The following is a 23,271-nucleotide window of genomic DNA, read 5'->3' on the forward strand; positions in this document are numbered from 1 at the left end:
CCCGACACGCGTTCCCCCTTCCTATCAAGTGCCTCTCGATGACGACTTCTGCCGCCACCGGTTCCACGCTGTCCATTTCTTCCCGTCTGGCGATCCTGCTTGCGGCCATCACCGCCGCTGCCTTCGTGCTGCTGGCCCTGCTGATCTACCGGCAGACCGCCGCCAGTTACCAGACACGCGTGCAGGCCGGGCTGGACACCTCGGCCAGCCTGATGCGGGATTCGGTGGCGCTGTACGACCGCAGCCTCAGCCAGAGCACCGCCCACATGGCTGAACTGTTCCGCGCCTCGCTGCCGGCCGGCGATGCCGCCGTGGATGCCGCGCGCAGCGTGGAGGTGGCCGGCCAGGTTGCCCCGCAGCTGATGTTCGGCGGCAGCCCGCTGGCGCTGGATGACGCGGCGGTGGATCGCTTCGCCACCTCCACCGGCGGCGTGGCGACGGTGTTCGTGCGCGATGGCGATGACTTCGTGCGGGTGGCGACCTCGCTGCGCAATGCCGCCGGTGAGCGCGTGCTGGGCACCAAGCTCGATCGCGCCCACCTGGCGTATCCGAAGATCATCGCCGGCGAAGCCTTCAGTGGCCCGGCGCACCTGTTCGGCACGGACTACATGACGCACTACATGCCGCTGAAGGATGCGGCCGGTGCGGTGGTGGGCATCGCCTTCGTCGGCCAGGACCAGTCCGCTGGCTTGGCCGCGCTGAAGGCCAGCCTGCGCGATTCCACGCTGGGCAAGGACGGCTACTTCATGGCCATCGACACGCGGCCCGGCGAGGGCTTTGGCAAGGTGATCGCTGCGCCCGCCGGTGAAGGCGGCAAGATCAGCGAGCGCGTGGTGGCCGAAGACCTGCCGCTGCTGCAGGCGCTGCTGGAAGGCCGCCAGGCATCGGCCACGCTGCAGGTGCGCAGCGCCGATGGCAAGGAAGCGCGCGGCTATTTCGTTTCCGCGCAGGCGCATGCGCCTTGGCGCTGGATGGTGCTGGGCATGGAGCCGGTGTCGGTGCTGCAGGACGTGCTGCGCACGCTGCTGCTGCAGATCGCCGGCATTTCCGCACTGGCGCTGCTGGCGGTGATCGGCGCGACCGTGCTGGCGATGCGCCGGTTGCTGGCTCGTCCCTTGCAGCAGGCCGAACAGGTGGCACTGGACGTGGCGGCGGGCCGGCTGGACCGCGAGATCCCGCAGCGTCGCCCGGATGAAGTGGGGCGCCTGCTGTCGTCCATGCGTCAGATGCAGTCGACCCTGCGCGATGTCACCGCCGCGCAGGATCGCATGGCCCAGCACCACGCCGAAGGCACCATCAGCCACCGCATCGATGCCAGCGTGTTCCAGGGCGCGTTCCGCGGCATGGTGGAGGGCACCAATGCGCTGGTCGATGCACACGTGCGCACCACGCTGGAGATGGTCGAACTGGTGCAGGAATATGCTGCCGGTGACCTGTCGGCTTCGATGCCGGAACTGCCGGGCGAGAAGGCCCGGATCAGTGCGTCGGTCAACGGCGTGCGCGCCCGCCTGCAGGCCATCAATGGCGAGATCAAGCGCCTGGTCGCGGCCGCTGCGGCCGGTGACTTCAGTGCGCGTGGTGACGCCGAAGCCTTCGACAATGATTTCCGGGTCATGGTGGAAGGGCTGAACACCCTGATGACCACGGCCGACCACAACCTGGCGGCGCTGTCGGACCTGCTGCGCAACCTGGCGCGGGGCGACCTGCGCAGCCGCATCGAAGGTGATTTCCAGGGCGTGTTCGCCGAAATGCGCGACGACGCCAACCAGACCGTGTCCAGCCTGGGCACGATCATCGCTGGCATCCAGCGCTCGGCCGATGGCGTGTCGGCGGCGGCGGCGGAAATCGCCTCGGCCAGCGAAGACCTGTCGCGCCGGACCGAACAGCAGGCGGCCAACCTGGAAGAGTCGGCGGCATCGATGGAAGAAATGACCGCGGCGGTTCGCCAGAGCGCGGACCACGCGGTGCGTGCGGACAAGCTGGCGGTGCAGGCCACCGGCGTGGCATCGCAGGGCGGTGAGGCGGTGGCCGAGGTGGAGCGCACCATGCGCCTGATCGAGGCGTCTTCGCGGCGCATCGCCGACATCACCACGGTGATCGATGGCATTGCCTTCCAGACCAACATCCTGGCGCTGAACGCGGCGGTTGAAGCGGCCCGTGCGGGCGAAGAAGGGCGTGGTTTCGCGGTGGTGGCCAGTGAAGTGCGCACCCTGGCGCAGCGCTCGGCGCAGGCCGCGCGTGAGATCAAGGGCCTGATCGACGAATCGGTGGAGCAGGTCGGCACCGGCAGTGCGCTGGCGGCGCGCGCCGGCGAGACGATCCAGCAGGTGGTGACCGCGGTCGGAGAACTGGGCACGGCGATCGGCGGCATCGCGCTGGCATCGCGCGAGCAGGCCGCCGGCATCGAACTGGTCAACCAGAGCATCGTGCAGATGGACGGGGTCACCCAGCAGAACGCGGCGCTGGTGGAAGAGACGTCTGCCTCGGCGCAGTCGATGACCGCCCAGGCGGCTTCGCTGCGCGAAGCGGCGGCGCGCTTCGTGCTGGCGCGCGCGGCGGTGGTGGCAGCGTAAGGTCGGCGGCAAGGGGGAGCGGCTGCCACGGGATTGCAACGTGGCCGCCATACTGTGCGCCTGCGCGCTTTGATTTCCTGATCCGCCCGGCTCGCGCAGGCCGCACGGACGCTCCCGCGAGTCCCCGTACATGCATCTGAACCACCGAATCTTCCGTCGTCATCCGTTGGCGCTGGCATGCGCCGCGTTGTCCGTGGGCCTGGTCGCACCGGCCTTCGCGCAGCAGGCTGCCACGCCGGCCAGCGCCACCGCGCTGGATGCCATCACCGTGACCGCCGAACGCCGCGAGCAGAACCTGCAGGACGTGCCGGTGTCGGTCGGCGTGGTGCAGGGCGAGCAGCTGCGCGACTACACCGCCGGCGGCGATGACACGCTGCTGGCACTGTCCGGCCGGGTGCCGGGCTTCTATGCCGAGACCACCACCGGGCGCATCTTCCCGCGCTTCTACATCCGTGGCCTGGGCAACATCGATTTCTATCTGGGTGCCTCGCAGCCGGTGTCCATCATCCAGGACGAGGTGGTGCTGGAACACGTGGTGCTGAAGTCCAACCCGGTCTACGACGTGGACCAGATCGAAGTGCTGCGTGGCCCGCAGGGCACGCTGTTCGGGCGCAACACCACCGCCGGCATCGTCAAGTTCGACAGCATCAAGCCGAGCCAGGAGGCCAGCGGCCGGGTCAATGCCAGCTATGGAACCCACAACAGCGTCGCCGTGGATGCCGGCCTGGGCGGCCCGATCAACGAGGTCGCCGCGTTCCGCGTGTCGGCGCTGTACCAGCACCGCGATGATTACGTGGACAACACCTATGCCGGTCCCAGTGCCGATGGCACGATGGCGCCGCGCAAGGACGCCATGGGCGGCTTCGACGACCGCAACGTGCGCGCCCAGCTGCTGCTGACCCCCACCCACAACTTCTCCGTGCTGGCCTCCGCGCATGCGCGGGACTACGAAGGCACCTCCACGCTGTTCCTGCGTGGCGGCATGGTCAAGGGCTCCAACCAGCCGATCGCCGCGCGCGACCGCGTGGCCTACGACGAGGCCGCCAACAACCCGCAGGCCTACAAGACCTATGGTGGCTCGCTCAAGGCGACCTACGATTTCGGCGCGGTGGAACTGACCTCGATCACCGCCTACGAAACCACGTCCGGTTACAGCCGCGGTGACACCGACGGCGGCGCGGCGGCCAACTTCCCGGTCAACGGCGTGGCCAATGGTTTCGGCCAGTCGATGGGCCAGGTGCGCGACCTCGACCAGTGGACCCAGGAAGTCCGTCTGGCCAGCGTGGGCGATGACCGCCTGAGCTGGCAGGCAGGCCTGTTCTACTTCGACGGCCGTGACATCACGGACTTCTACCAGCGCGGTTGGTTCCTGCAGGGTGCTGCGCGCAATCCCAACAACTGGGTGCGCCTGCGCAACACCAATACCTCCGTTGCCGGCTTCGGCCAGCTGAGCTACAAGGCCACCGACCAGCTGACGCTGACCGCGGGCCTGCGCCAGACCCGCGATGAGAAGCGCACGCGCCTGCTGAAGACCGCCGACACCGCGGCCGGTGCGGTGACCTATCGCGGCCGCACGGATGTGGAAATGAGCGACACCACGCCGAGCTGGGACCTGAGCGCGATGTACCAGATCAACGACCAGGTGGGCGTGTATGCCAAGGTCGCGCGCGGCTTCCGCGGACCGACCATCCAGGGCCGCTCGGCGGTGTTCAACTCGGACTTCACCACCGCCGATTCGGAGACTATCCTGTCCTGGGAAGCCGGCGTCAAAAGCACGCTGTGGGACAACCGCCTGCGCCTGAACGCGACCGCCTTCACCTACCAGGTCAACGACATCCAGCTCAACGGCAATGATTCCGATGGCAATGGCGTGTTGTTCAACGCGGACAAGGCGCGTGCCTACGGCCTGGAAGCGGACATGGAACTGCGCCCGATTCCGAACCTGACCCTGAGTGCGGGCGTCAGCCTGTTGCACAGCGAGATCCAGGATGACCGGGTGTACGCCCAGGTGTGTGCGCTGAACGGCGTGGTGGTGTGTACCGTGAACGACCCGACCATCAAGGTCGGTGCCAATACCTTCGCGCAGATCAACGGCAACCCGCTGCCGAACGCGCCGAAGTACGGCATCAACCTGGCGGCCCGCTATGATTTCCCGGTCAGCGATGCAGCCACCGTGTTCGTGTCCACCGACTGGAACAAGCAGGGCTATACCAGCTTCGTGCTGTACGACACGGCCGAGTTCAATTCCAAGGGCGATTTCGAAGGCGGCCTGAAGCTGGGCTACTCCGGCGGCTACGGCGCCTACGAAGTGGCGCTGTTCGCGCGCAACATCACCAACGAGAAGAACCTCAAGGGCGTGATCGAGAATTACATGGCGGCGGTGTACAACGAGCCGCGCACCGTGGGTGTTTCGGTGAACGTGAACTGGTGACGCGGCATCGGCAATGAGGTTGACGGCCGGCGGCCGTCACTACCTGGGGCTCGTTGCCCGGTAGAGACGGCCGCTGGCCGTCATCCAGCAGATGCGTGGTCACCCGGTAGTGACGGCCGCTGGCCGTCATCCAGCCGAGCGGTCAGGGCAGCAGCGGCTGCAGCTTCGGCTCCAGCACCTGCTGCCGCCAGCCGGCCAACGGAGCGGGCCAGGTGCGGTTTTCCAGATAGCTTTCCAGGTGCTTGCGCGAGGCCAGCACGCCATCGGGCAGGCCCAGTGACTGGCTCACCTGCGCTACCGCTTCCTGCAGCTTCTTCAACGCCTTTTTGTTGGCATCGGTGGCCTGCAGCAGCTGCGGCGCATCGGCTTCATCGTCCAGCGGCGTGTTCAATGCCTGCCACACCGCACCTGCCAGCTTGCGCGGTGCTTTCGGGAACTGGTCGAACAGCTTGCCCAACGCCGCTTCGTCCACCGGTGGGACGCGGGCCAGGGTGGCCGCCAGTTCATTGTCCAGGATCCAGTTGCGCGGACGGTCGCTGGTACGTGCCTGCTGGTCGCGCCAGCGCAGCAGGCGCAGCAGCCGGCGCTGTGCCGGTGCATCCAGGAACTGCGCCGAGCGCATGCCCAGGTGCGGCCAGCGGTCTTCGTCGTGCTCCACGCTGGCCAGCAGGCGTTCGGCATCGTCGGCCAGCCATTGCTGGCGATCCTGCGCTTCAAGCTTCGCCACGATGGCATCGTGCAGCGCGAACAGGTGTTCGACGTCGTCGGCGGCATACTGCAGCTGCGAATCCGACAGCGGCCTGCGCATCCAGTCAGAGCGCGTTTCCCCCTTTTCCAGGGTCACGCCGGTGATCTCCTGCACCAGCTTCTGGTAGCCCATGCCACCGCCGATACCGGCCAGCGAGGCGCCGATCTGGGTGTCGAACAGCGGCCGCGGCAGCACGCCGCAGGTGTGCTTGAACGCCACCAGGTCTTCGCTGGCGCTGTGCATCACCTTGATGATGGAGGTATCGGTCAGCCACGGCGCCAGCGCTTCGGGCATGCCCGGGATCAGCGGATCGATCAGCAGGACCTCGTCGCCGACGGCCATCTGCACCAGGGCCAGTTGCGGCCAGAAGGTGCGCTCGCGGATGAACTCGGTGTCCAGGCCGATGCGGGAGGGACGCAGCTGTTGCCGCGCCTGCAGTTCTGCGGGGGTGTTGATCCAGGTTGCCACGGGGCGTTCGACTTCTCGCGTTTGCTCAGGAAGGGGAGAATAGCCTAACGTCGGCCGGCACCCCGGCCTGAAGGAGTTGGTTTTGCGTCTGCTGCGCCCGTACCTGCTGTTGCCCGCCCTGTGCCTGCTGGGGGCGACCGGCTGCGGTGAGCCATCGCCGGCGGCCCGCGCACCGGCGGCCGCAGCGGCCGAGCCGGCGCCGCGTGCGCAGACTGCCCGGGCCGGTGGCGAAGCCACGGTGACCATCGGCGGCGAGGATGAAGCCGAGACCATACAGCGCTGGACGCCGCCCCCGGTGACCCTTGACCCCGCCGAGCGCGCCGATGCGCGCCGACGCGCCGAACAGGCCCTGCGCGAGGGCCAGCTGTTCGAAACCAGCGAATCGGCGATTCCGCTGTGGCTGGCGCTGCTGGAGCAGGATCCGCAGGACCGTCGTTCCCGCGATGGCCTGCAGCGGGCGCAGCGCCAGCTGCTGGGGCAGGCCAGGGCGTTGCTGGCGCAACCGCAGCAACAGCGGGTGGCGCTGGCCGAAGCGGCGCAGATCGCGCTGGTGCTGCTGACCATTGCCCCGGACAACGCGCAGGCGCGTGCGCTGCAGGGCCAGGTCGAGGTCGCCCAGCGCGCGGTGGCGTTCAACCGCGCGGGCGAAGACGACCTGCGCGCCGGGCGCATCGGCGAGGATGGCGACGGTGCACTGGTCAACTTCCGTGAAGCGCTCGCCCTTGATGAAGACAATGCCCGGGCCCGACAGGGCTTGGCTGCGGCTGAAAGTGGGCTGATCGGGCGGGCCGAGATCGCCGCACGGGCGGGCGATTTCGCCGCCGCCGGTACCTGGCTGGCCGAAGCCAGCAAGGTGCGCGATGCCGCCCCAACCATTGCCGATGCCTTCGAACGCATCGAGGCGATCCGTGCGGCGACGCTTGCCACCCTGCGTGCGCAGGGACTGCGTGACCTGGCGACACCGCAGGGCCTGAAGCCGGCCGGTGAGAAGCTGGAGCAGGCCATGCGCATCGCCTTGCCGGGCAACGCCGACGTGGCGCTGCTGCGCGAGCGCATCGAGCTGGCCACGCATTACGGCAGTTTCCGCCCCGGGCAGGTGTTCAGTGATCCGCTGCGCGATGGTGGGCGCGGACCGCAGATGAAAGTGGTGCCGCACGGTGGCTTCCAGATGGGCGCCGGGCTGCACGAACCCGGTGCCAGCGACGCCGAGCGGCCTTCGCATTACGTGCGCTTCGAACGTGGCTTCGCGATGGCCATGACCGAGGTGACCGTGGCCGATTTCGCGCGCTTCGTGAAAGCCGCCAATGCGCGCCCGCGGGCCACCCGGCGCGGCCATTCGATCGTCTACGACGAGCGCAGCGGCAATTTCATCCGCCGCAGCGGGGTCGACTGGCAATCGGACTACGACGGCGCACGCGCGCTGGCCAACCAGCCGGTCATGCATGTCAGCGTACGTGACGCCGAAGCCTATGCGAACTGGTTGTCCGAGCAGACCGGGCGCTCTTACCGGCTGCCCAGCGAGGCGGAATTTGAATATGCGATGCGGGCCGGGTCCTCCGGCCGTTATCCGTGGGGTGATGCCGGGGTGCCGCCGCCGGATTCGGGCAATTTCACCGGCAGCCTGGACGTTTCGCCCACCGGGCGGCGCTGGGCCAATGCCTTCATCGGCTATGGCGACGGCTACTGGGGCGCTGCGCCGGTCGGCATGTTCAAGCCCAATGCCTGGGGCCTGCATGACATGGGCGGCAACCTCAGCGAATGGGTCGCCGACTGCTGGCACGCCAGTTACCGGCGTGCGCCGTCCGACGGCGCGGCCTGGTTCAATCCGGGCTGCCGCGCGCGGGTGATCCGCGGCGGCAACTGGGCCAATGCCCCCGAGCAGACCCGCGCGGCCTGGCGGCAATCGCAGGATTCAGACACCACCAGCGGGCGGATCGGCTTCCGGCTGGTGCGCGGCATCTGAGCTGCACCGCATCTGGGCTAGGATGAGCCGTTACCCGCCGGCCCCGGCGGGCCTGGCCAGGACGCACGTCGATGCGCAACGATCCTTTCTCCCGTTCTTCGCAGCAGGGCCGGCGCCGCGGCGGCCTGTTCGGCAATGTCCGCTGGCTGGTGCTGCTGGCCTTCGCCGGCTATGCCGCCTTCTACTGGTTTTCCAACCGGTCGGTGGATCCGTACACCGGCGAGTCGGTGTTGATCGACAGCACCCTGGACGTGGACCAGGAAAAGGCCCTGGGCCTGCAGGCCTACCAGGAGATCCTCGCGCAGGAACGCCCGCTGGACCCGAACGCGACGGTGTCGCGCGACGTGCGTGAGATCGCCCAGCGGCTGATTGCCAAGGTGGACGTGGTGGAAACCGCGCTGGCCGAAGAGCATGGGCTGCAGCCGGGGCATTTTTCGCGCGGGTTCGATTGGGAAGTCAACGTGATCCAGTCCGACCAGGCCAATGCATTCTGCCTGCCGGGCGGCAAGATGGCGGTGTATACCGGACTGGTGCCGGTGGCGCAGACCCGCGATGCGATGGCCGTGGTGATGGGGCATGAGATCGCCCATGCGCTGCTGCGCCATGGTGCGCAGCGCATGGCGCAGCAGAAGCTGACCCAGATCGGCCAGATGGCCGGTGCGGCCAGTGGCATGGACCCGCAACAGCAGCAGATGGTGATGGCGGCGATGGGCTACGGCTACCTGCTGCCGTATGCACGCGGCCATGAAACGCAGGCCGATGAAGTGGGCCTGATGCTGGCGGCGGCGGCGTGCTTTGATCCGCGCGAAGCGGTGCCGCTGTGGGAGCGGATGGGCCAGGCCAGTGGCGGGCAGTCGCAGCCGGAGTTCTCTTCGACCCATCCCAATCCGGGCACGCGCATCCAGAACCTGCAGGCGCTGATGCCGAAGGCGATGGAATACCGCGAGCGGTTCTGCGAGCAGGCGCGGCAGTAGGGCGGCAGACGGCCAGCGGCCGTCATTGAGGGCAAGACGGCCAGCGGCCGTGACTACCGGGAAGATGGCCGGCGGCCGTGATCAGCGGGTGCGGGTGACCTGCAGGTCGATGACCCCATCGCCGACCTTGGCCTGCAGGGCGTCGCCGGGCTGGACCTGGCCCACGCTGCGGACCAGCTGGCCATCGTCGGTGCGGGTCAGGATGCTGTAGCCACGCGATACCGTCGCCAGCGGGCTGACCGCTTCCATTGAACGGGCCAGGCCACGCAGGCGCAGCGCGTCGTTCTGCAGTTGGCGCTGCATTGCCGCCTCGGGGCGGCCGCGCAGAGCCAGCAGGCGGCGCTGCAGGCCTTCCAGCTGGCGCTGCGGATGGAACCCGCGCAGCACCGCTGCTGCATGTCGCAGGCGCGCCGTGCGTTGCTGTCCCTGCTGCTGGCGGACCGCCTGCAGGCGCCGGCCGAGGTCGGCGTGGCGTCGCTGCAGCAGCTGCAGCCGGGCCTGTGGACTGCAGGCGTTGAGCCGCAGCAGCAGGCGGTCGGCGCGCTGCATCGCCTGGCCCAGCGCATGCCGGTGCAGCTGCTGCAGGCGCGCGGCGTCACGGCGCAGGCGGCGTGCCAGGTCCTGCTGGTCGGGCACCAGCAGTTCGGCGGCCACCGACGGGGTCGGCGCGCGCAGGTCGGCAGCGAAATCAGTGAGGCTGAAGTCGGTTTCGTGACCCACCGCGGACACCACCGGCGTGCGGCTGCCGGCCACCGCGCGGGTCAGCGCTTCATCGTTGAACGCCCACAGGTCTTCCAGCGAGCCGCCACCGCGGGTCAGCAGGATCACGTCGTAGCGGCCGCTGGCATCGGCGGCCTGCAGCAGGCGTGTGAGCTGCGGCGCTGCCGAATCGCCCTGTACCAGCGACGGCAGCAGGTCGACGTCCAGCAGCGGGAAGCGCCGCGCCAGCACGCTTAATACGTCGCGCACCGCCGCGCCGGTCGGCGAAGTGATCACTGCAAGGCGTTGCACATGGGCGGGCAGCGGGCGCTTGCGCGCCGGGTCGAACAGGCCCTCGGCTTCCAGCCGTGCCTTCAGCTCCTCGAAGGCGCGGCGCAGCGCGCCTTCGCCGGCTTCTTCCATGTGGTCGAGCACCATCTGGTACTCGCCCCGTGCGTCGTACAGCGTGACCCGGCCGCGCACCAGCACGCGCATGCCTTCGCGCGGCACGAAGCGCAGCGTGGACGCCTTCATCCGGAACATCGCCGCGCGCAGCTGCGCGCGTGCGTCCTTCAGGGTGAAGTACATATGGCCCGACGAGGGACGCGCCACGCTGCCCAGTTCGGCCTCTACCCAGATCGCCGGGAAACTGCCTTCCAGCAGGTCGCGCGCCAGCGTGTTGAGCTGGCTGGGGGTAAGGACATCGATGCTGCGCTGCTGCATGGGCACTCAACGGGTCACTCCGGATCAGGCCACCATGGTCGCACGTCGGACGCAGGCGATCACCCCGCGCCGTGCTGCCCCAGCGCCCATTGCACGTGTTCGCGCACCAGCGCCGAATCGTGCGTGCTGCGCGTCGTCAGCGCCTCCACCACCTGCGTTGACGTGGGCGCATTGCCCAGTGCCACGGCGATGTTGCGCAGCCAGCGCTCATGGCCACTGCGGCGGATCGGGCTGCCTTCGGTGCGCTGCAGGAATTCCGCTTCGTCCCAGCTGAACAGCTCATCCAGGCGCGCGCGGTCCAGGTTGTTGCGCGCGCGGAAATCCGCTTCGTCGGTGCGCTTTGCGAACTTGTTCCAGGGGCATACCAGCTGGCAGTCATCGCAGCCGTAGATGCGGTTGCCGATCAGCGCACGCATCGGCTCGGGAATGGCGCCATCATGTTCGATGGTGAGGTAGGAAATGCAGCGGCGCGCATCCAGCCGCTGCGGGGCGATGATCGCCTGGGTGGGGCAGACGTCGATGCAGCGGGTGCAGGTGCCGCAGTGCGCGCTGGCCGGCTGGTCGATCGGCAGCGGCAGGTCGATGTAGATCTCGCCGAGGAAAAACCACGAGCCGCCGTGGCGATCGATCAGGCAGGTGTGCTTGCCGATCCAGCCCAGGCCGGCGTCGCGACCGAGCGCGCGTTCCAGCACCGGCGCCGAATCGACGAACACCCGGAAGCCGAGCGGGGCCACTTCATCGCTGATCTGCGCGGCCAGCTTCTGCAGCCGGTTGCGCATCAGCTTGTGGTAATCGCGGCCCAGCGCGTAGCGCGCGACGTAGGCCCGGCCGGGATCGGCCAGCGTGGCCCAGGCTTCGGTGTCGTCCTTGTGGCTGTAGTCCATGCCCAGCGAGATCACCCGCACGGTGCCGGGCAGCAGCTCGGCCGGCCGCGCACGCAACGTGCCGTGCCGCGCCATCCAGTCCATCGTGCCGTACAGCCCTTGGCCCAGCCAGTCGGCCAGGTGCGCCTCGTCTTCGGCCAGGTCCACCCCGGCGATGCCGCAGCGCTGGAAGCCATGCGCACGCGCCAGTGCACGGATGCGCTGGACGGCGAGCGCCGGATCCAGGCCGGCGGGCAGGGTGGGGGAATCGGGATGCATGCGCACAAGTATAGAATCCCTGCATGCTGGACCCTTCCGCTCTGTTCGATTCCGCTGCCGCCCGTTCATTGGATGCGCGCGCTTCCGCGCTGGCCGCTGACGGCGGTTGGTCGCTGATGGCCGCCGCCGGCAAGGCGGCGTGGCACTGCCTGCTGCAGCACTGGCCCGATGCCCGGCACATCGCCGTGGTGGTGGGGCCGGGCAACAACGGCGGCGATGGCTACGTGCTGGCGCTGCACGCGCTGCAGGCCGGCCGCCAGGTCAGCGTGCTGACCCTGCCGGGCACGGCGCCGGCGACGGCCCTGTGCATGCAGGCGGCCGCCGGGTTCCAGCAGGCGGGCGGGCACAGCAGCGTATTCGATGGCAGCCTGCCGACGGCCGATGTGCTGGTCGATGCGCTGTTCGGACTCGGCCTGCGGCAGGCGCCGCGACCCGCGGCCCAGGTGGTGATCGAAGCGATCAACGCGCAGGCCGCGCCGGTGCTGGCGCTGGATGTGCCCAGTGGCATCGATGCTGACCGCGGCAGTGCGCCGGGCGTGGCGGTGCGCGCCACGGTGACGTTGCAGTTCCTGGCTGCCCATCGTGGCCTGCATACCGGCGACGGACTCGAACATGCCGGCCAGTGCGCGTTGGCGCCCTTGCCGGTCCCGGCGTCCGCATGGGACGGCATGCAGGCGTCGGCCGACCTTTGGCAGAGCGACCGCCTGCCGGCGTTGCTGCCGCCGCGACGTCGCAATGCGCACAAAGGAACCTCCGGACACGTGCTGTGCGTGGGCGGCAACCATGGCAGCGGCGGTGCACTGTTGATGACCGCACACGCTGCATTGCGGGCCGGTGCGGGCCTTGCCAGCCTGGCCACGCGTGCCGACCACACCGGTGCGGCGCTGGTTCGGCTGCCCGAAGCGATGAGCCATGCGGTGGACTGCAAGGCGGACCTGCAGGCACTGCTGCAGCGGGCCAGCGTGGTGGCGATCGGTCCCGGGCTGGGGCAGGACGAGTGGGCGCAGGCGCTATGGCACGATGCACGTGACAGCGGCAAGCCGCTGGTGGTGGACGCCGACGCGTTGAACCTGCTGGCGCGCGCTCCGCAGGCCCTGCCGCAGGCGATCCTCACCCCGCACCCCGGTGAGGCAGCACGCCTGCTGGACACCACCACGGCTGCGGTACAGGCCGACCGGTTCGCCGCCGCCACTGCACTGGCCGATCGCTTCCATGCGGTGGTGGTGCTGAAGGGCGCTGGCAGCCTGGTGGCGGCGCCGGGCAGGCGGACCGCAGTGATCGGCGCCGGCAATCCCGGCATGGCGGTCGGTGGCATGGGCGACCTGCTCACCGGCATCATTGCGGCCCTGCGTGCCCAGGGGCTGGCGCCGTTCGAGGCAGCAGCCGGCGGCGCCCTGCTGCACGGGCTGGCTGGCGACGTGGCTGCCGCCGACGGCCAGCGCGGCCTGCTTCCCACCGACCTGCTGGCGCCGCTGCGCCGGCTCTGCAATCCGGATCCTGTCCATGCTTGAACTGCATCTCCCCACCCCCGAACACACCGACCTGCTGGGCCAGGCGCTGGCGGCCACCCGCCCGGCGCAGGCGCTGCTGGAACTGCAGGGTGACCTGGGCGCGGGTAAATCCACCACCGCCCGCGCGCTGCTGCGCGCACTCGGCGTCACCGGCGCGATCCGCAGCCCCACCTACACGCTGGTGGAGCGCTATCCGCTGGCCGATGGCAGCGAGGCGTGGCACATGGACCTGTACCGGATCGGGGGCGCGGCGGAACTGGACTTCCTGGGCCTGGACGAGGGCACCGCTTCGCTGTGGCTGGTGGAATGGCCGGAACGCGGGGCAGGGGCACTGCCGGCGACCGATCTTCGCCTGGAACTGCAGATGGCCGGCACGGGTCGCCACGCCAGTCTCATTCCGCTGAGCGATTCTGGTGAAGCCTGGGTGAAGCGATTGTGTGAGGGAGGCGAGTTAGGTTCGCTTTCTGTAGATCGACCATAACAAACCGATGAAAGTTACGGATTATTAAGGGAAAAGGTTTGCAATCTGTTCAGCGCAGTGATTGAATCCTGAGCCATGCGCTTAACCATCCGAACCCTTGCTCTGTGCACTGCCGCCGGACTCGCCCTGGCGGGTGCCGATGCGTGGGCGGGTGAGATCAACCAGGTGCGCCTGGATGCCGGGGCCACCGGTACACGGGCCGAGATTTCACTGGCCGGTGCCGGCGGCTACAAGACCATCGCGTTGTCTGGCCCCAACCGGCTGGTGGTGGATTTCCCGGACTCTTCCGCGGTGCGCGGACTGAAGCTGCCGGCCGCGCAGGGCGTGGTCACCGCGGTGCGTACCGGACAGCCGGTCCCGGGCACGTTCCGGGTGGTGTTCGACCTGGCCGACAAGGTGGCGCCGTTCAAGCCGCAGATGCAGCAGCAGGGCGGACAGTCCAAGCTGGTCATCGAATGGCCCGGCGATGCGCCGGCCACGGCAACCAACACGCCGTCCCCGGCGACCGCGCCTACGCCAGCCACGCCGGTCGCCGCGCCGCCACCGGCTACGGCAGTAAATATCGCGCAGACCCGCAGCGACGCGGCGCGGGCCACCGCACTGCTCACCGCGCAGGTCCAGCAGCAGGCCACGGCTGTCGCCGTTGCGCCGGCCGCACCGGCCACACTGCCGAGCACCACCACGGCCACCGTCGCCGGAACCGGCGCCGGCACCGAAGCCGCCACGCCGTCACCGGCGGCCATCCTGGCCGGCCAGCCGACACAGGCACCCGTGCGCACCACCATCGCCGGCACCCTGCCGACGCGGACCGGTGCTGCCGCCGTTGCGGCGCCTTCGGGCAACACGTCGCAGCCGCCCGAAGCGGCCCCTGTCGCGCCACGCCCCAGCCTGCCGAGCGACGTTGCGCGCGTGAGCATGAAGCCGGGCATGCGGTCGCTGGTGGTGGCCATCGATCCCGGCCATGGCGGCCAGGATCCGGGCGCCGTCGGTCCCAGCGGCAAGCGTGAGAAAGACATCACCCTGTCGGTGGCGCGCGAACTTGCACGCCAGGTCAACTCGACCCCCGGCCTGAAGGCCTACCTGACCCGCGACAGCGATGTGTTCATTCCCCTGCCGATGCGCGCGCAGAAAGCGCGTGCGGCGAAGGCGGACATCTTCATTTCGATCCACGCCGACGCCGCGGAAAACCGCGCTGCGCGGGGTTCGTCGGTGTATGTGCTGTCGACCAAGGGCGCGTCCTCGCAGCGCGCCCGCTGGCTGGCGGACAAGGAAAACGCGGCCGACCTGATCGGTGGCGTCAGCCTGCAGCGCACCGAAGGCACGCTGGCCAACGTGCTGCTGGACCTGGCCCAGAGCGGTTACATGAAGGCGTCCGAAGATGCCGCCAGCCATGTGCTGGGCGGGCTGAAGCGGATCGGCAACAACCACAAGCCGAACATCGAACGCGCCAACTTCGCCGTGCTGCGCACCTCGGACATGCCGGCGATGCTGGTGGAAACCGCCTTTATTTCCAATCCGGACGAAGAGCGCCGGCTGATGGATCCTGCCTACCAGCGCAAGATCGCGGCGGCCGTGCTGGATGGCGTCAATGTGTTCTTCACCCGCCAGCCGCCGCCGGGAACGCTGTACGCCGCGCGCGCACAGGCAGAGATGGAAGCGGCCAGCACCGTGGCCGGCGGCAGCAAGTAACCCCGCTGGAACACGGTAGCGCCGAGCCACGCTCGGCGAGCGCAGCGGCAAAGCGGTGAAGCCCAGACGGCCAGCGGCCGTCACTACCACAGAGCTGACGGCCAGCGGCCGTCACTACCGGCGCGCGGCGCGGCGGGAGGCAGCCATCCGCTATCATCGGCGGATGAAGTCAGTACTCGTTTCCCTCCCCAACCCTCCCGCCTCCATTGCCTGTCCGTGGGGTGGCGCATGAGCGCCACCATCCGTCCGCTGCCGGAGATCCTGATCAACCAGATCGCCGCCGGCGAAGTGGTCGAGCGGCCCGCATCGGTGGTCAAGGAGCTGGTCGAGAATGCCATCGATGCCGGCGCCACCCGCGTGGATATCGAACTGGAAGAAGGCGGTGTGCGGCTGATCCGGATTCGCGACAACGGCAGTGGCATCGCCGCCGAGCAGTTGCCGCTGGCGGTTTCCCGCCATGCCACCAGCAAGATCGCCAGCCTGGATGACCTGGAAGCGGTGGCCACGCTCGGCTTCCGCGGCGAAGCCCTGCCGTCCATCGCATCGGTGAGCCGCTTCACGCTCGCCTCCCGGCGCGCGCAGGACGAACACGGCTCGGCGCTGCAGATCGAAGGCGGCAAGCTCGGCGAGGTGCTGCCGCGTGCGCATGCGCCGGGAACCACCGTGGAAGTCCGCGAACTGTTCTACAACGTGCCGGCACGGCGCAAGTTCCTGCGCGCCGAACGTACCGAGCTGGGGCATATCGAAGAGTGGCTGCGCTCGCTGGCGTTGGCCCGTCCGGATGTGGAGCTGCGCGTTTCACACAACGGCAAGGCATCGCGCCGCTACAAGCCGGGGGATCTGTATTCCGATGCGCGGCTGGGTGAGACGCTGGGCGAGGATTTCGCGAACCAGGCCGTGCGCGTGGACCACAGCGGTGCCGGCCTGCGCCTGCACGGCTGGATCGCGCAGCCGCATTATTCGCGCGCCAGTACCGACCAGCAGTACCTGTATGTCAACGGTCGTTCGGTGCGCGATCGCAGCGTGGCGCACGCGGTCAAGATGGCCTACGGCGATGTGCTGTTCCATGGCAGGCAGCCGGCCTATGTGCTGTTCCTGGAACTGGATCCGACACGGGTGGATGTCAACGTGCATCCGGCCAAGCACGAGGTGCGCTTCCGTGATTCGCGGCTGGTGCATGACTTCGTCTACCGCACCCTGAAGGATGCACTGGCCGACACGCGTGCCGGCATGGCCGCGCATGACATTGGTGCTGGTGCTGGTGTTGGTGCCGGTACGGAAGCGGGTGCGCCGGCGCAGGCCGCGACGCACTGGTCGGGCGGACAGCCCGGCGGCGGCGGCAGTGGTGGCGGGGGCGGCTACGGTAATTGGGGCGCGCAGCAATCGCCGCTGGGCCTGCAGGTGGCCGATGCGCCGGCGGCCTACGCCGCGCTGTACGCAGGGCCTGCGGGCAGCCAGCAGTCGTTGCCGCCGATGCCGTCCGAATACGGATTGCCGGTGACCAGCGCCGATGCCGGGGTGCCGCCGCTGGGCTACGCGGTGGCACAGCTGCATGGCATCTACATCCTGGCTGAAAATGCCGAAGGCCTGATCGTGGTGGACATGCATGCCGCGCATGAGCGCATCGGCTACGAACGGCTGAAGAATGCCCACGATGGCATCGGCCTGCATGCCCAGCCGCTGCTGGTACCGATCACTCTGGCGGTGGGCGAGCGCGAAGCCGACACCGCCGAACGCGAAGCCGAGACGTTGATCGCACTGGGCTTCGACGTGACCCGCGCCGGCCCCGGCGCACTGCATGTGCGCAGCATCCCGGCACTGCTCGCCAACGCCGAGCCGGAAGGCCTGCTGCGCGATGTGCTGGGCGACCTGCGCGAACATGGCCAGTCACGGCGCGTGGCGACCGCGCGCGATGAACTGTTGTCCACGATGGCCTGCCATGGCGCGGTGCGCGCCAACCGGCGATTGACGGTGCCGGAAATGAACGCGCTGCTGCGCGACATGGAGATCACCGAACGGTCTGGTCAGTGCAACCACGGACGCCCGACCTGGGCACGTTTTTCGCTGGCGGAGATCGACCGCTGGTTCCTGCGCGGACGCTGAAGGGGAAGATCATGGGGAAGGGGTACTACGGCGCGGCCTTGATGCTGGCACTGGCACTGGGCGGGTGTGGCGGCAAGCCGCCGGAGGCGGCGCCGGCCGTGCAGGACGATCCGGCATTCGCCCAGCAACAGCAGCAGTGGCGGATGCAGCGTTACCAGGAGCTGACCGCGCCGGATGGCTGGACCACGCTGGTCGGCCTGCATTGGCTGGAGCACAAGGCCCATTACATCGGACGCGGGCCGGGCAGTGGCATCCGCCTGGCCGTCGGGCCGGACAAGCTGGGCATGGTCAGCCGGCAGGGCGAGCGCTGGTCGTTCACTCCCGAACGCGGCGTGCCGCTGAGCGTTGACGGGACGGCGGTCACCGGGCGGATCGCGTTCAACAGCGACCACGACCCGCAGCCGACCCGCATCGCCTTCGACGAGGGTAAAGGGCAGCTGAGCCTGTTGCAGCGCGGCCAACGTTTCGCGTTGCGCATCAAGCATGCCGACGCCGCTTCGCGCAGCAGCTTCAGCGGGCTGGAGTACTGGCCCGGTGGGCCGCAGTGGCAGGTACGCGCGCGCTTCCTGCCGCACCCGGCGGGCAAGACCCTGCCCATCGTGGACATCACCGGCCTGACCACCGCCATGCCCAACGCCGGCCTGGTGGAGTTCCAGCAGGGCGGCACGACCTACCGGATCGAGGCCATCGCCGAGCCCGGTGCGCCGCTGTTCCTGATCTTCGCCGACCGCACCAGCGGCCACGGTAGTTATCCGGCGGGACGCTACCTGGACACCGAAGCGCCCGGCGCCGATGGCTATGTGCTGGTGGATTTCAACCACGCCTACAATCCTCCCTGCGCGTTCACTCCGTTCGCGACCTGCCCGCTGGCACCCCCGGAAAACCGGCTGGACCTGCGTATCGAGGCCGGCGAACGCGCTTACCACCCGCCCAAGGAAAGTGCGCCATGAAGCGTTCCGTCACCCGCTGGATGATCGCCCCGCTGTTGCTGCTCGCCACCGCCTTTAGCACCGTCGCGGCGACACCCGCTGCCACGCCGAAGCCGGCGGCCACGCGCTCGGCGCCGGTACCGCTGCTGTGGAAGGTGACCGGCGCCGGTGATGCCCGCGTCTACCTGCTGGGCTCCTTCCACCTGCTGCGGCCGGAGGATTACCCGCTGGCGGCAGAGGCGGAAAAGGCCTTCGATGCAGCGCAGCGCGTGGTGTTCGAACTGTCGGCGCAGGACATGGAATCGCCGGAACTGGCCGGCAAGATGGTGCAGGCGGCAATGCGCACCGATGGCAGCGAACTGCGCCGGGATCTCGGCGATGCAACGTGGGCCAGGCTGCAGCAGTACGCCACGAACAATCCGCTGCCGTTGGCGCAGATGCAGGGCCTCAAGCCGTGGTTCGTCGGACTGAGCATCAGCATCGCGCAGATGCAGAAAATGGGACTGGACCCCGCGCTGGGGCTGGACAAGCACTTCATGGACCGGGCGGCCAAGGCGGGCAAACCGATCCTCGGCCTGGAAACCATCGATACGCAGATCGGCGTGCTGGCCGGCATGAGCATCGCCGAACAGCGCCAGATGGTGGAAGAAGCACTGGAACAGTCCGACAAGGGCGACGCGGAAATCCGCGCGCTGCACGATGCGTGGCGGCGTGGTGACGATGTGCTGATGTGGAACCGCATGGCGGTGGACATGAAGCGCCAGTACCCGCAGCTTTACCAGCGCATCAACAGCGACCGCAACGACGCCTGGCTGCCGAAGCTGGAGCCGCACCTGCAGGCCGGGCAGGGCGGCACGCTGGTGGTGGTCGGCGCGCTGCACCTGCTGGGCAGCGATGGCGTGGTGGAGAAGCTCAAGGCCAAGGGCTACAAGGTGGAGCGGGTGCGCGCCAAGCGCTGAGCGCCTGCCTGCGGTTGCCGCAACGAAAAACGGCGCGTCCGCAGGGGCGCGCCGTTCTGCTTCAGGCCAGCGGCCGCGCCAAACTCAGCGCGAGCGACCCTTGCCGCCGGTGCTGCCGGCGGTTTCGGTCGGCTTGTGCGCAGCGCCGGGACCGGTGCCCGCACGTGGCGCGGCACCGCCCGGCGTGCTGCCCGGTCGCGGACCGGTACCGGTGGACGTGCCGCCCGGGCGCGGCCCGAAGCCGTTGCCCATGCTGCGCTGGAACTCCTGCCAGAGCTCCATGTTGCGTTCGGTCAGCTGGTTCATCATCGCCCACGGCGTCTGCCCGAGCAGGTTGCCCATCTGCTGGCGGAACTGCTGCTGCTGGTCGAGGAAGACCTGCATGCTGCGCTCCAGGTAGTTGCCCATGAAGCCCTGCAGGGAATCGCCATAGAAGCGGATCAGCTGGCTGAGCAGCTGGGTGGAGAGCATCGGCTCGCCGTCCTGTTCCTGGTCGGCGATGATCTGCAGCAGGACCGAGCGGGTCAGGTCATCGCCACTCTTGGCGTCGCGGACCTCGAAGTCTTCGCCGTCCAGGATCAACTGGCGCACATCCTCTATCGTGATGTAGCTGGAGATCTCGGTGTCGTACAGACGGCGGTTGGGATACTTCTTGATGATGCGGGTAGCAGCCATGAAGCAAGCACTCGTCACAGTAGACGCGCAGCATGGCGCAGCGCAGCACCCGTTGCAACGCCCAGACGCCCTTGTGGCGGGGGCTGCGGGGGTGATCATGTTGCGCAGCAAGGCTTTTCATGTTGCGCAGCATTTTCGCTGCGGTTCAGCCTTTCGGGCCCCGCGCGTGCGGCGGACGCCACACTGCGCGGGCGGGGCGGGTGCCGCTCACCAGCCCATGTGATGGCCGCCGTTGATGTCCAGGTTGCTGCCGGTGATCCAGGCCGCTTCCTCGTTGACCAGGAAGGACACCCCGTAAGCGATTTCTTCCGGCTTGCCGAGCCGTCCGGTGGGGATGTCGGAGATGATCTTGGCGCGCACCTCCTCCGGCACCGCCATGACCATGTCGGTGGCCACGTAGCCGGGGGAAATGGTGTTGACGGTGATCCCGAAGCCGGCGTTTTCGCGCGCCAGGGAGATGGTGAAGCCGTGCATGCCGGCCTTGGCCGCCGCGTAGTTGGCCTGCCCGTACTGGCCCTTCAGGCCATTGATCGAGCTGATCTGGATCACCCGCCCCCAGCCGCGGCGGCGCATGCCTTCGATCACCGGCCGGGTCACGTTGAAGACCGAATTGAGGTTGGTGTTGATCACCTCATGCCATTGCTCGGCACGCATCCGGTGGAAGGTGGTGTCGCGGGTGATGCCGGCGTTGTTGACCAGGATTTCCACCGGGCCCAGGTCGGCTTCCACCGCACGCACCATCGCCTCGGCACTCTCCGGGGTGGACACGTCGCCGGGGAAGATCGCGATCGCCAGGCCGCGCGCTGCCATGGCCTGCTGCCAGGCCAGCGCCTTGGCATGGTCACGGTAGTTGGTGGCGACCCGATGGCCCTGGTCGGCCAGGCGTTGGCAGATGGCGGTACCGATGCCGCCGGTGCCGCCGGTGACCAGTGCGACGCGTGGAGTCATGCTGCGCTTCCGTAAATCAGGGGGGAAGGGGGATTCTGCAACATCATGGGCCGCTGTGCGCCTGCCGCGATGAAATGTCATGCAGGGGCACCCGGGTGCGATCAAATGCAGCCGCGGCCCGCTGCAGCAGGTCGGCCTGGGTGGACGCGCCGGCCAGTGCAGCGGCCGGCTGGCCGAGCAGCTGCCAGAGCTGCCGCAGCACGGCCATCGGATCGCCCCCGTCGACCGTCGGCGCGGCTTCGGACTTGGACAGTTTGCGGCCGTCGTCAGCCAGCAGCAGCGGCAGGTGCGCATAGCGGGGAGTGGGCAGCCCGAGCGCGCGCTGCAGCAGGATCTGGCGCGCGGTTGAATCGAGCAGGTCCGCGCCGCGCACCACGTCGGTGATGCCCTGCGCCGCGTCATCCACCACCACGGCAAGCTGGTAGGCCCAGCAGCCATCGGCACGGCGCAGGACGAAATCGCCGACATCGGCGTGCACGTCCTGCCGCTGTGGGCCACGCAGCGCATCGTCGAACGTCACCACGCTGCCGGGCGCCACGCGCAGGCGGATGGCAGGGTCCGGACGCGCCTGGCGTGCCACGCACTGGTGGTGGATACCGCCGCTGGCGGCCAGTTCACTGCGGCTGCAATGGCAGGCGAAGGCCCGGCCGCTGGCGAGCAGGGCGTCCAGCGCGTGCTGGTAGACGTCACTGCGCAGGCTCTGCCACAGCACCGGACCGTCCGGTTGCAGGCCCAGGTAACGCAGCAGGTCGAGCTGGGACTGGGCCGCGCCGGGCACGGTACGGGGCGGGTCCACGTCTTCCACGCGCAGCAGCCAGCGCCCGCCCTGGTGATGGGCGAACAGCCAACTGGCGAAGGCAGCAAGCAGCGAACCGGCGTGCAGCGGGCCGGTGGGTGAGGGCGCGAACCGGCCGCAATGAATGGGGGAAGTCATGCTGGCTGAATCGTCGGTCAGGTTGGCGCTTGAATTCAAGCTGAAGTCACCGCAGATTTAGCACCGTTACCCTCTCCAGAGCCAACTTTTCCCATGTTCAGTCGCATAGCCCTGTTCCTCCTTACCAACCTTGCGGTGCTGGTCCTCGCCGGTATCGTGATGTCGGTGCTGGGGGTCAATCCCAGCCAGATGAGCGGCCTGCTGGTGATGGCGGCGATCTTCGGTTTCGGCGGCTCTTTCATTTCGCTGCTGCTGTCCAAGTGGATGGCCAAGCGCTCCACCGGTGCAGTGGTGATCACCGAGCCGCGCAACGACACCGAGCGCTGGTTGTTGAAGACGGTCGAGCGCCAGGCGCGCGAAGCCGGCATCGGCATGCCGGAGGTCGCGGTGTATGACGGTCCGGAGATCAATGCCTTCGCCACCGGCGCCAACCGCAACAAGGCGTTGGTCGCGGTTTCCACCGGCCTGTTGCACCACATGAGCGAAGATGAAGCCGAGGCGGTGCTGGGCCATGAAATCGCCCACGTCGCCAACGGTGACATGATCACCATGGCGCTGCTGCAGGGCGTGCTCAACACCTTCGTCATCGTGCTGGCCCGGGTGGTCGGTGGGGTGATCGATAGTGCGATGTCCGGCAACCGCGAAGGTGGCGGCCGCGGTATCGGCTATTTCGTGATCGTGTTCGTGCTGGAAATGGTGTTCGGCATCTTCGCCACCATGATCGCGATGTGGTTCTCGCGTCATCGTGAGTTCCGCGCGGACACCGGTGGTGCACAGTTGGCCGGTCGGCAGAAGATGATCGCCGCGCTGGAGCGGTTGAAGGTCAACCACGGGCAGAGCACGCTGCCGAGCCAGGTGGCTGCCTTCGGTATCGCCGGCGGCATGGGGCAGGGCCTGCGCAAGTTGATGATGAGCCATCCGCCGCTGGATGAGCGGATTGCCGCGCTGCGTTCTTCTACCGTGGTCTGAAGCCGGTTGGTCGAACGGGTGGGACCCCCTCGCGGATGGCTGTTGTTTGCAGCTGCAGTTGGGGGTGGGCCGGGCGGGGAGGCTATGCGGGGCATGCGCAAGTACGTCCATGTAGCTCTTCGCGGCTCCTGCCGCTCAAGGCCCCGCACAGCCTCCCCGCCCGGCCCCCTGACAGGTTCCGGGGGCCGCCACCCGCGTAAGAAAAAAGAAAAGCGGTAGCGCCGACCCATGGTCGGCGAGCGCAGCGGGCCGTTGGCGCGAACATTCCGCCGACCATGGGTCGGCGCTACCTAAGGCTCCATGGCCACCATGGACCTGTCGAAGGTGGGGCGGGGTGGGTTGGCGGGGGCGT

The 23,271-nt window shown here is 68.5% G+C and carries 16 protein-coding genes and 1 pseudogene; 11 read left to right on the forward strand and 6 right to left on the reverse strand.

Going from position 1 to position 23,271, the window contains the following annotated elements:
* Nucleotides 1–38: 38 nt before the first annotated feature.
* Entirely contained in the window at nt 39–2,573 is a 2,535-nt protein-coding gene (locus tag RTX79_RS12705) for a Cache 3/Cache 2 fusion domain-containing protein (protein WP_312684071.1), read from the forward strand.
* A 130-nt stretch (nt 2,574–2,703) separates the two neighbouring features.
* A complete protein-coding gene (locus tag RTX79_RS12710; protein ID WP_312684073.1) occupies nt 2,704–5,004 on the forward strand; it encodes a TonB-dependent receptor in 2,301 nt (766 codons plus the stop codon).
* A 142-nt stretch (nt 5,005–5,146) separates the two neighbouring features.
* On the opposite strand, the gene rnd is transcribed toward RTX79_RS12710, so the two are convergent.
* Nucleotides 5,147–6,220, reverse strand: a complete 1,074-nt coding sequence (gene rnd / locus RTX79_RS12715) for a ribonuclease D (protein ID WP_312684074.1) — start codon at nt 6,218–6,220, stop codon at nt 5,147–5,149.
* Nucleotides 6,221–6,302: 82 nt separating this feature from the next.
* Between rnd and RTX79_RS12720 the strand changes: the two genes are divergently transcribed.
* The gene (locus RTX79_RS12720) at nt 6,303–8,183 is read left to right on the forward strand and encodes a formylglycine-generating enzyme family protein (RefSeq protein WP_428696004.1); all 1,881 of its coding nucleotides are present in this window, start codon (nt 6,303–6,305) and stop codon (nt 8,181–8,183) included.
* 71 nt (nt 8,184–8,254) lie between these two features.
* Nucleotides 8,255–9,157 carry a M48 family metallopeptidase gene (locus tag RTX79_RS12725; protein ID WP_312684076.1) on the forward strand — a complete coding sequence of 301 codons (903 nt, stop codon included), beginning with the start codon at nt 8,255–8,257 and terminating at the stop codon, nt 9,155–9,157.
* 81 nt (nt 9,158–9,238) lie between these two features.
* On the opposite strand, the gene xseA is transcribed toward RTX79_RS12725, so the two are convergent.
* The gene (gene xseA, locus RTX79_RS12730) at nt 9,239–10,579 is read right to left on the reverse strand and encodes an exodeoxyribonuclease VII large subunit (protein ID WP_312684077.1); all 1,341 of its coding nucleotides are present in this window, start codon (nt 10,577–10,579) and stop codon (nt 9,239–9,241) included.
* A 59-nt stretch (nt 10,580–10,638) separates the two neighbouring features.
* Complete coding sequence (gene queG / locus RTX79_RS12735; protein ID WP_312684078.1) at nt 10,639–11,721, reverse strand: tRNA epoxyqueuosine(34) reductase QueG; 1,083 nt, start codon at nt 11,719–11,721, stop codon at nt 10,639–10,641.
* 23 nt (nt 11,722–11,744) lie between these two features.
* Between queG and RTX79_RS12740 the strand changes: the two genes are divergently transcribed.
* The 6 genes from RTX79_RS12740 to RTX79_RS12765 all read left to right on the forward strand — a co-directional run bounded on the left by RTX79_RS12740 (nt 11,745) and on the right by RTX79_RS12765 (nt 19,393).
* Complete coding sequence (locus tag RTX79_RS12740; RefSeq protein ID WP_312684080.1) at nt 11,745–13,232, forward strand: NAD(P)H-hydrate dehydratase; 1,488 nt, start codon at nt 11,745–11,747, stop codon at nt 13,230–13,232.
* On the forward strand, nt 13,225–13,713 hold the full coding sequence (gene tsaE / locus RTX79_RS12745) for a tRNA (adenosine(37)-N6)-threonylcarbamoyltransferase complex ATPase subunit type 1 TsaE (protein ID WP_312684081.1): 489 nt from the start codon (nt 13,225–13,227) through the stop codon (nt 13,711–13,713). Before RTX79_RS12740 ends, tsaE begins: the two co-directional genes overlap by 8 nt.
* Before the next feature lie 75 nt (nt 13,714–13,788).
* On the forward strand, nt 13,789–15,402 hold the full coding sequence (locus RTX79_RS12750) for an N-acetylmuramoyl-L-alanine amidase (RefSeq protein ID WP_312684083.1): 1,614 nt from the start codon (nt 13,789–13,791) through the stop codon (nt 15,400–15,402).
* A 228-nt stretch (nt 15,403–15,630) separates the two neighbouring features.
* The gene (gene mutL / locus RTX79_RS12755; RefSeq protein ID WP_312684084.1) at nt 15,631–17,505 is read left to right on the forward strand and encodes a DNA mismatch repair endonuclease MutL; all 1,875 of its coding nucleotides are present in this window, start codon (nt 15,631–15,633) and stop codon (nt 17,503–17,505) included.
* An 11-nt stretch (nt 17,506–17,516) separates the two neighbouring features.
* Nucleotides 17,517–18,455, forward strand: coding sequence for a DUF1684 domain-containing protein (locus RTX79_RS12760; RefSeq protein WP_428696005.1), 939 nt, complete (start codon nt 17,517–17,519; stop codon nt 18,453–18,455).
* A complete protein-coding gene (locus RTX79_RS12765) occupies nt 18,452–19,393 on the forward strand; it encodes a TraB/GumN family protein (protein ID WP_312684085.1) in 942 nt (313 codons plus the stop codon). The genes RTX79_RS12760 and RTX79_RS12765 overlap by 4 nt, the downstream gene beginning before the upstream one ends.
* Before the next feature lie 84 nt (nt 19,394–19,477).
* Here the strand turns inward: RTX79_RS12765 and phaR are convergent, their stop codons facing one another.
* From phaR to gluQRS, 3 genes and pseudogenes are all read right to left on the reverse strand, one after another.
* Nucleotides 19,478–20,068 carry a polyhydroxyalkanoate synthesis repressor PhaR gene (gene phaR, locus RTX79_RS12770; RefSeq protein WP_309684987.1) on the reverse strand — a complete coding sequence of 197 codons (591 nt, stop codon included), beginning with the start codon at nt 20,066–20,068 and terminating at the stop codon, nt 19,478–19,480.
* A gap of 207 nt (nt 20,069–20,275) precedes the next feature.
* Entirely contained in the window at nt 20,276–21,016 is a 741-nt protein-coding gene (gene phbB / locus RTX79_RS12775) for an acetoacetyl-CoA reductase (protein WP_312684087.1), read from the reverse strand.
* A pseudogene (gluQRS, locus tag RTX79_RS12780) lies at nt 21,013–21,950 on the reverse strand (tRNA glutamyl-Q(34) synthetase GluQRS). Before gluQRS ends, phbB begins: the two are co-directional and overlap by 4 nt.
* A 93-nt stretch (nt 21,951–22,043) precedes the next feature.
* Here gluQRS and htpX point away from each other — a divergent pair.
* The gene (gene htpX / locus RTX79_RS12785) at nt 22,044–22,919 is read left to right on the forward strand and encodes a protease HtpX (RefSeq protein WP_312684088.1); all 876 of its coding nucleotides are present in this window, start codon (nt 22,044–22,046) and stop codon (nt 22,917–22,919) included.
* The last annotated feature ends 352 nt before the right edge of the window (nt 22,920–23,271 follow it).

The sequence above is a fragment of the Stenotrophomonas chelatiphaga genome (genome assembly GCF_032054965.1).
GTDB lineage: Bacteria > Pseudomonadota > Gammaproteobacteria > Xanthomonadales > Xanthomonadaceae > Stenotrophomonas > Stenotrophomonas chelatiphaga.

Coding starts and splice junctions, on each gene's coding strand:
- RTX79_RS12705 (WP_312684071.1), top strand. CDS start 39: ATGACGACTTCTGCCGCCACCGGTTCCACGCTGTCCATTTCTTCCCGT.
- RTX79_RS12710 (WP_312684073.1), top strand. CDS start 2,704: ATGCATCTGAACCACCGAATCTTCCGTCGTCATCCGTTGGCGCTGGCA.
- RTX79_RS12725 (WP_312684076.1), top strand. CDS start 8,255: ATGCGCAACGATCCTTTCTCCCGTTCTTCGCAGCAGGGCCGGCGCCGC.
- xseA (WP_312684077.1), bottom strand. CDS start 10,579: ATGCAGCAGCGCAGCATCGATGTCCTTACCCCCAGCCAGCTCAACACG.
- queG (WP_312684078.1), bottom strand. CDS start 11,721: ATGCATCCCGATTCCCCCACCCTGCCCGCCGGCCTGGATCCGGCGCTC.
- RTX79_RS12740 (WP_312684080.1), top strand. CDS start 11,745: ATGCTGGACCCTTCCGCTCTGTTCGATTCCGCTGCCGCCCGTTCATTG.
- tsaE (WP_312684081.1), top strand. CDS start 13,225: ATGCTTGAACTGCATCTCCCCACCCCCGAACACACCGACCTGCTGGGC.
- RTX79_RS12750 (WP_312684083.1), top strand. CDS start 13,789: ATGCGCTTAACCATCCGAACCCTTGCTCTGTGCACTGCCGCCGGACTC.
- mutL (WP_312684084.1), top strand. CDS start 15,631: ATGAGCGCCACCATCCGTCCGCTGCCGGAGATCCTGATCAACCAGATC.
- RTX79_RS12760 (WP_428696005.1), top strand. CDS start 17,517: ATGGGGAAGGGGTACTACGGCGCGGCCTTGATGCTGGCACTGGCACTG.
- RTX79_RS12765 (WP_312684085.1), top strand. CDS start 18,452: ATGAAGCGTTCCGTCACCCGCTGGATGATCGCCCCGCTGTTGCTGCTC.
- phaR (WP_309684987.1), bottom strand. CDS start 20,068: ATGGCTGCTACCCGCATCATCAAGAAGTATCCCAACCGCCGTCTGTAC.
- phbB (WP_312684087.1), bottom strand. CDS start 21,016: ATGACTCCACGCGTCGCACTGGTCACCGGCGGCACCGGCGGCATCGGT.
- htpX (WP_312684088.1), top strand. CDS start 22,044: ATGTTCAGTCGCATAGCCCTGTTCCTCCTTACCAACCTTGCGGTGCTG.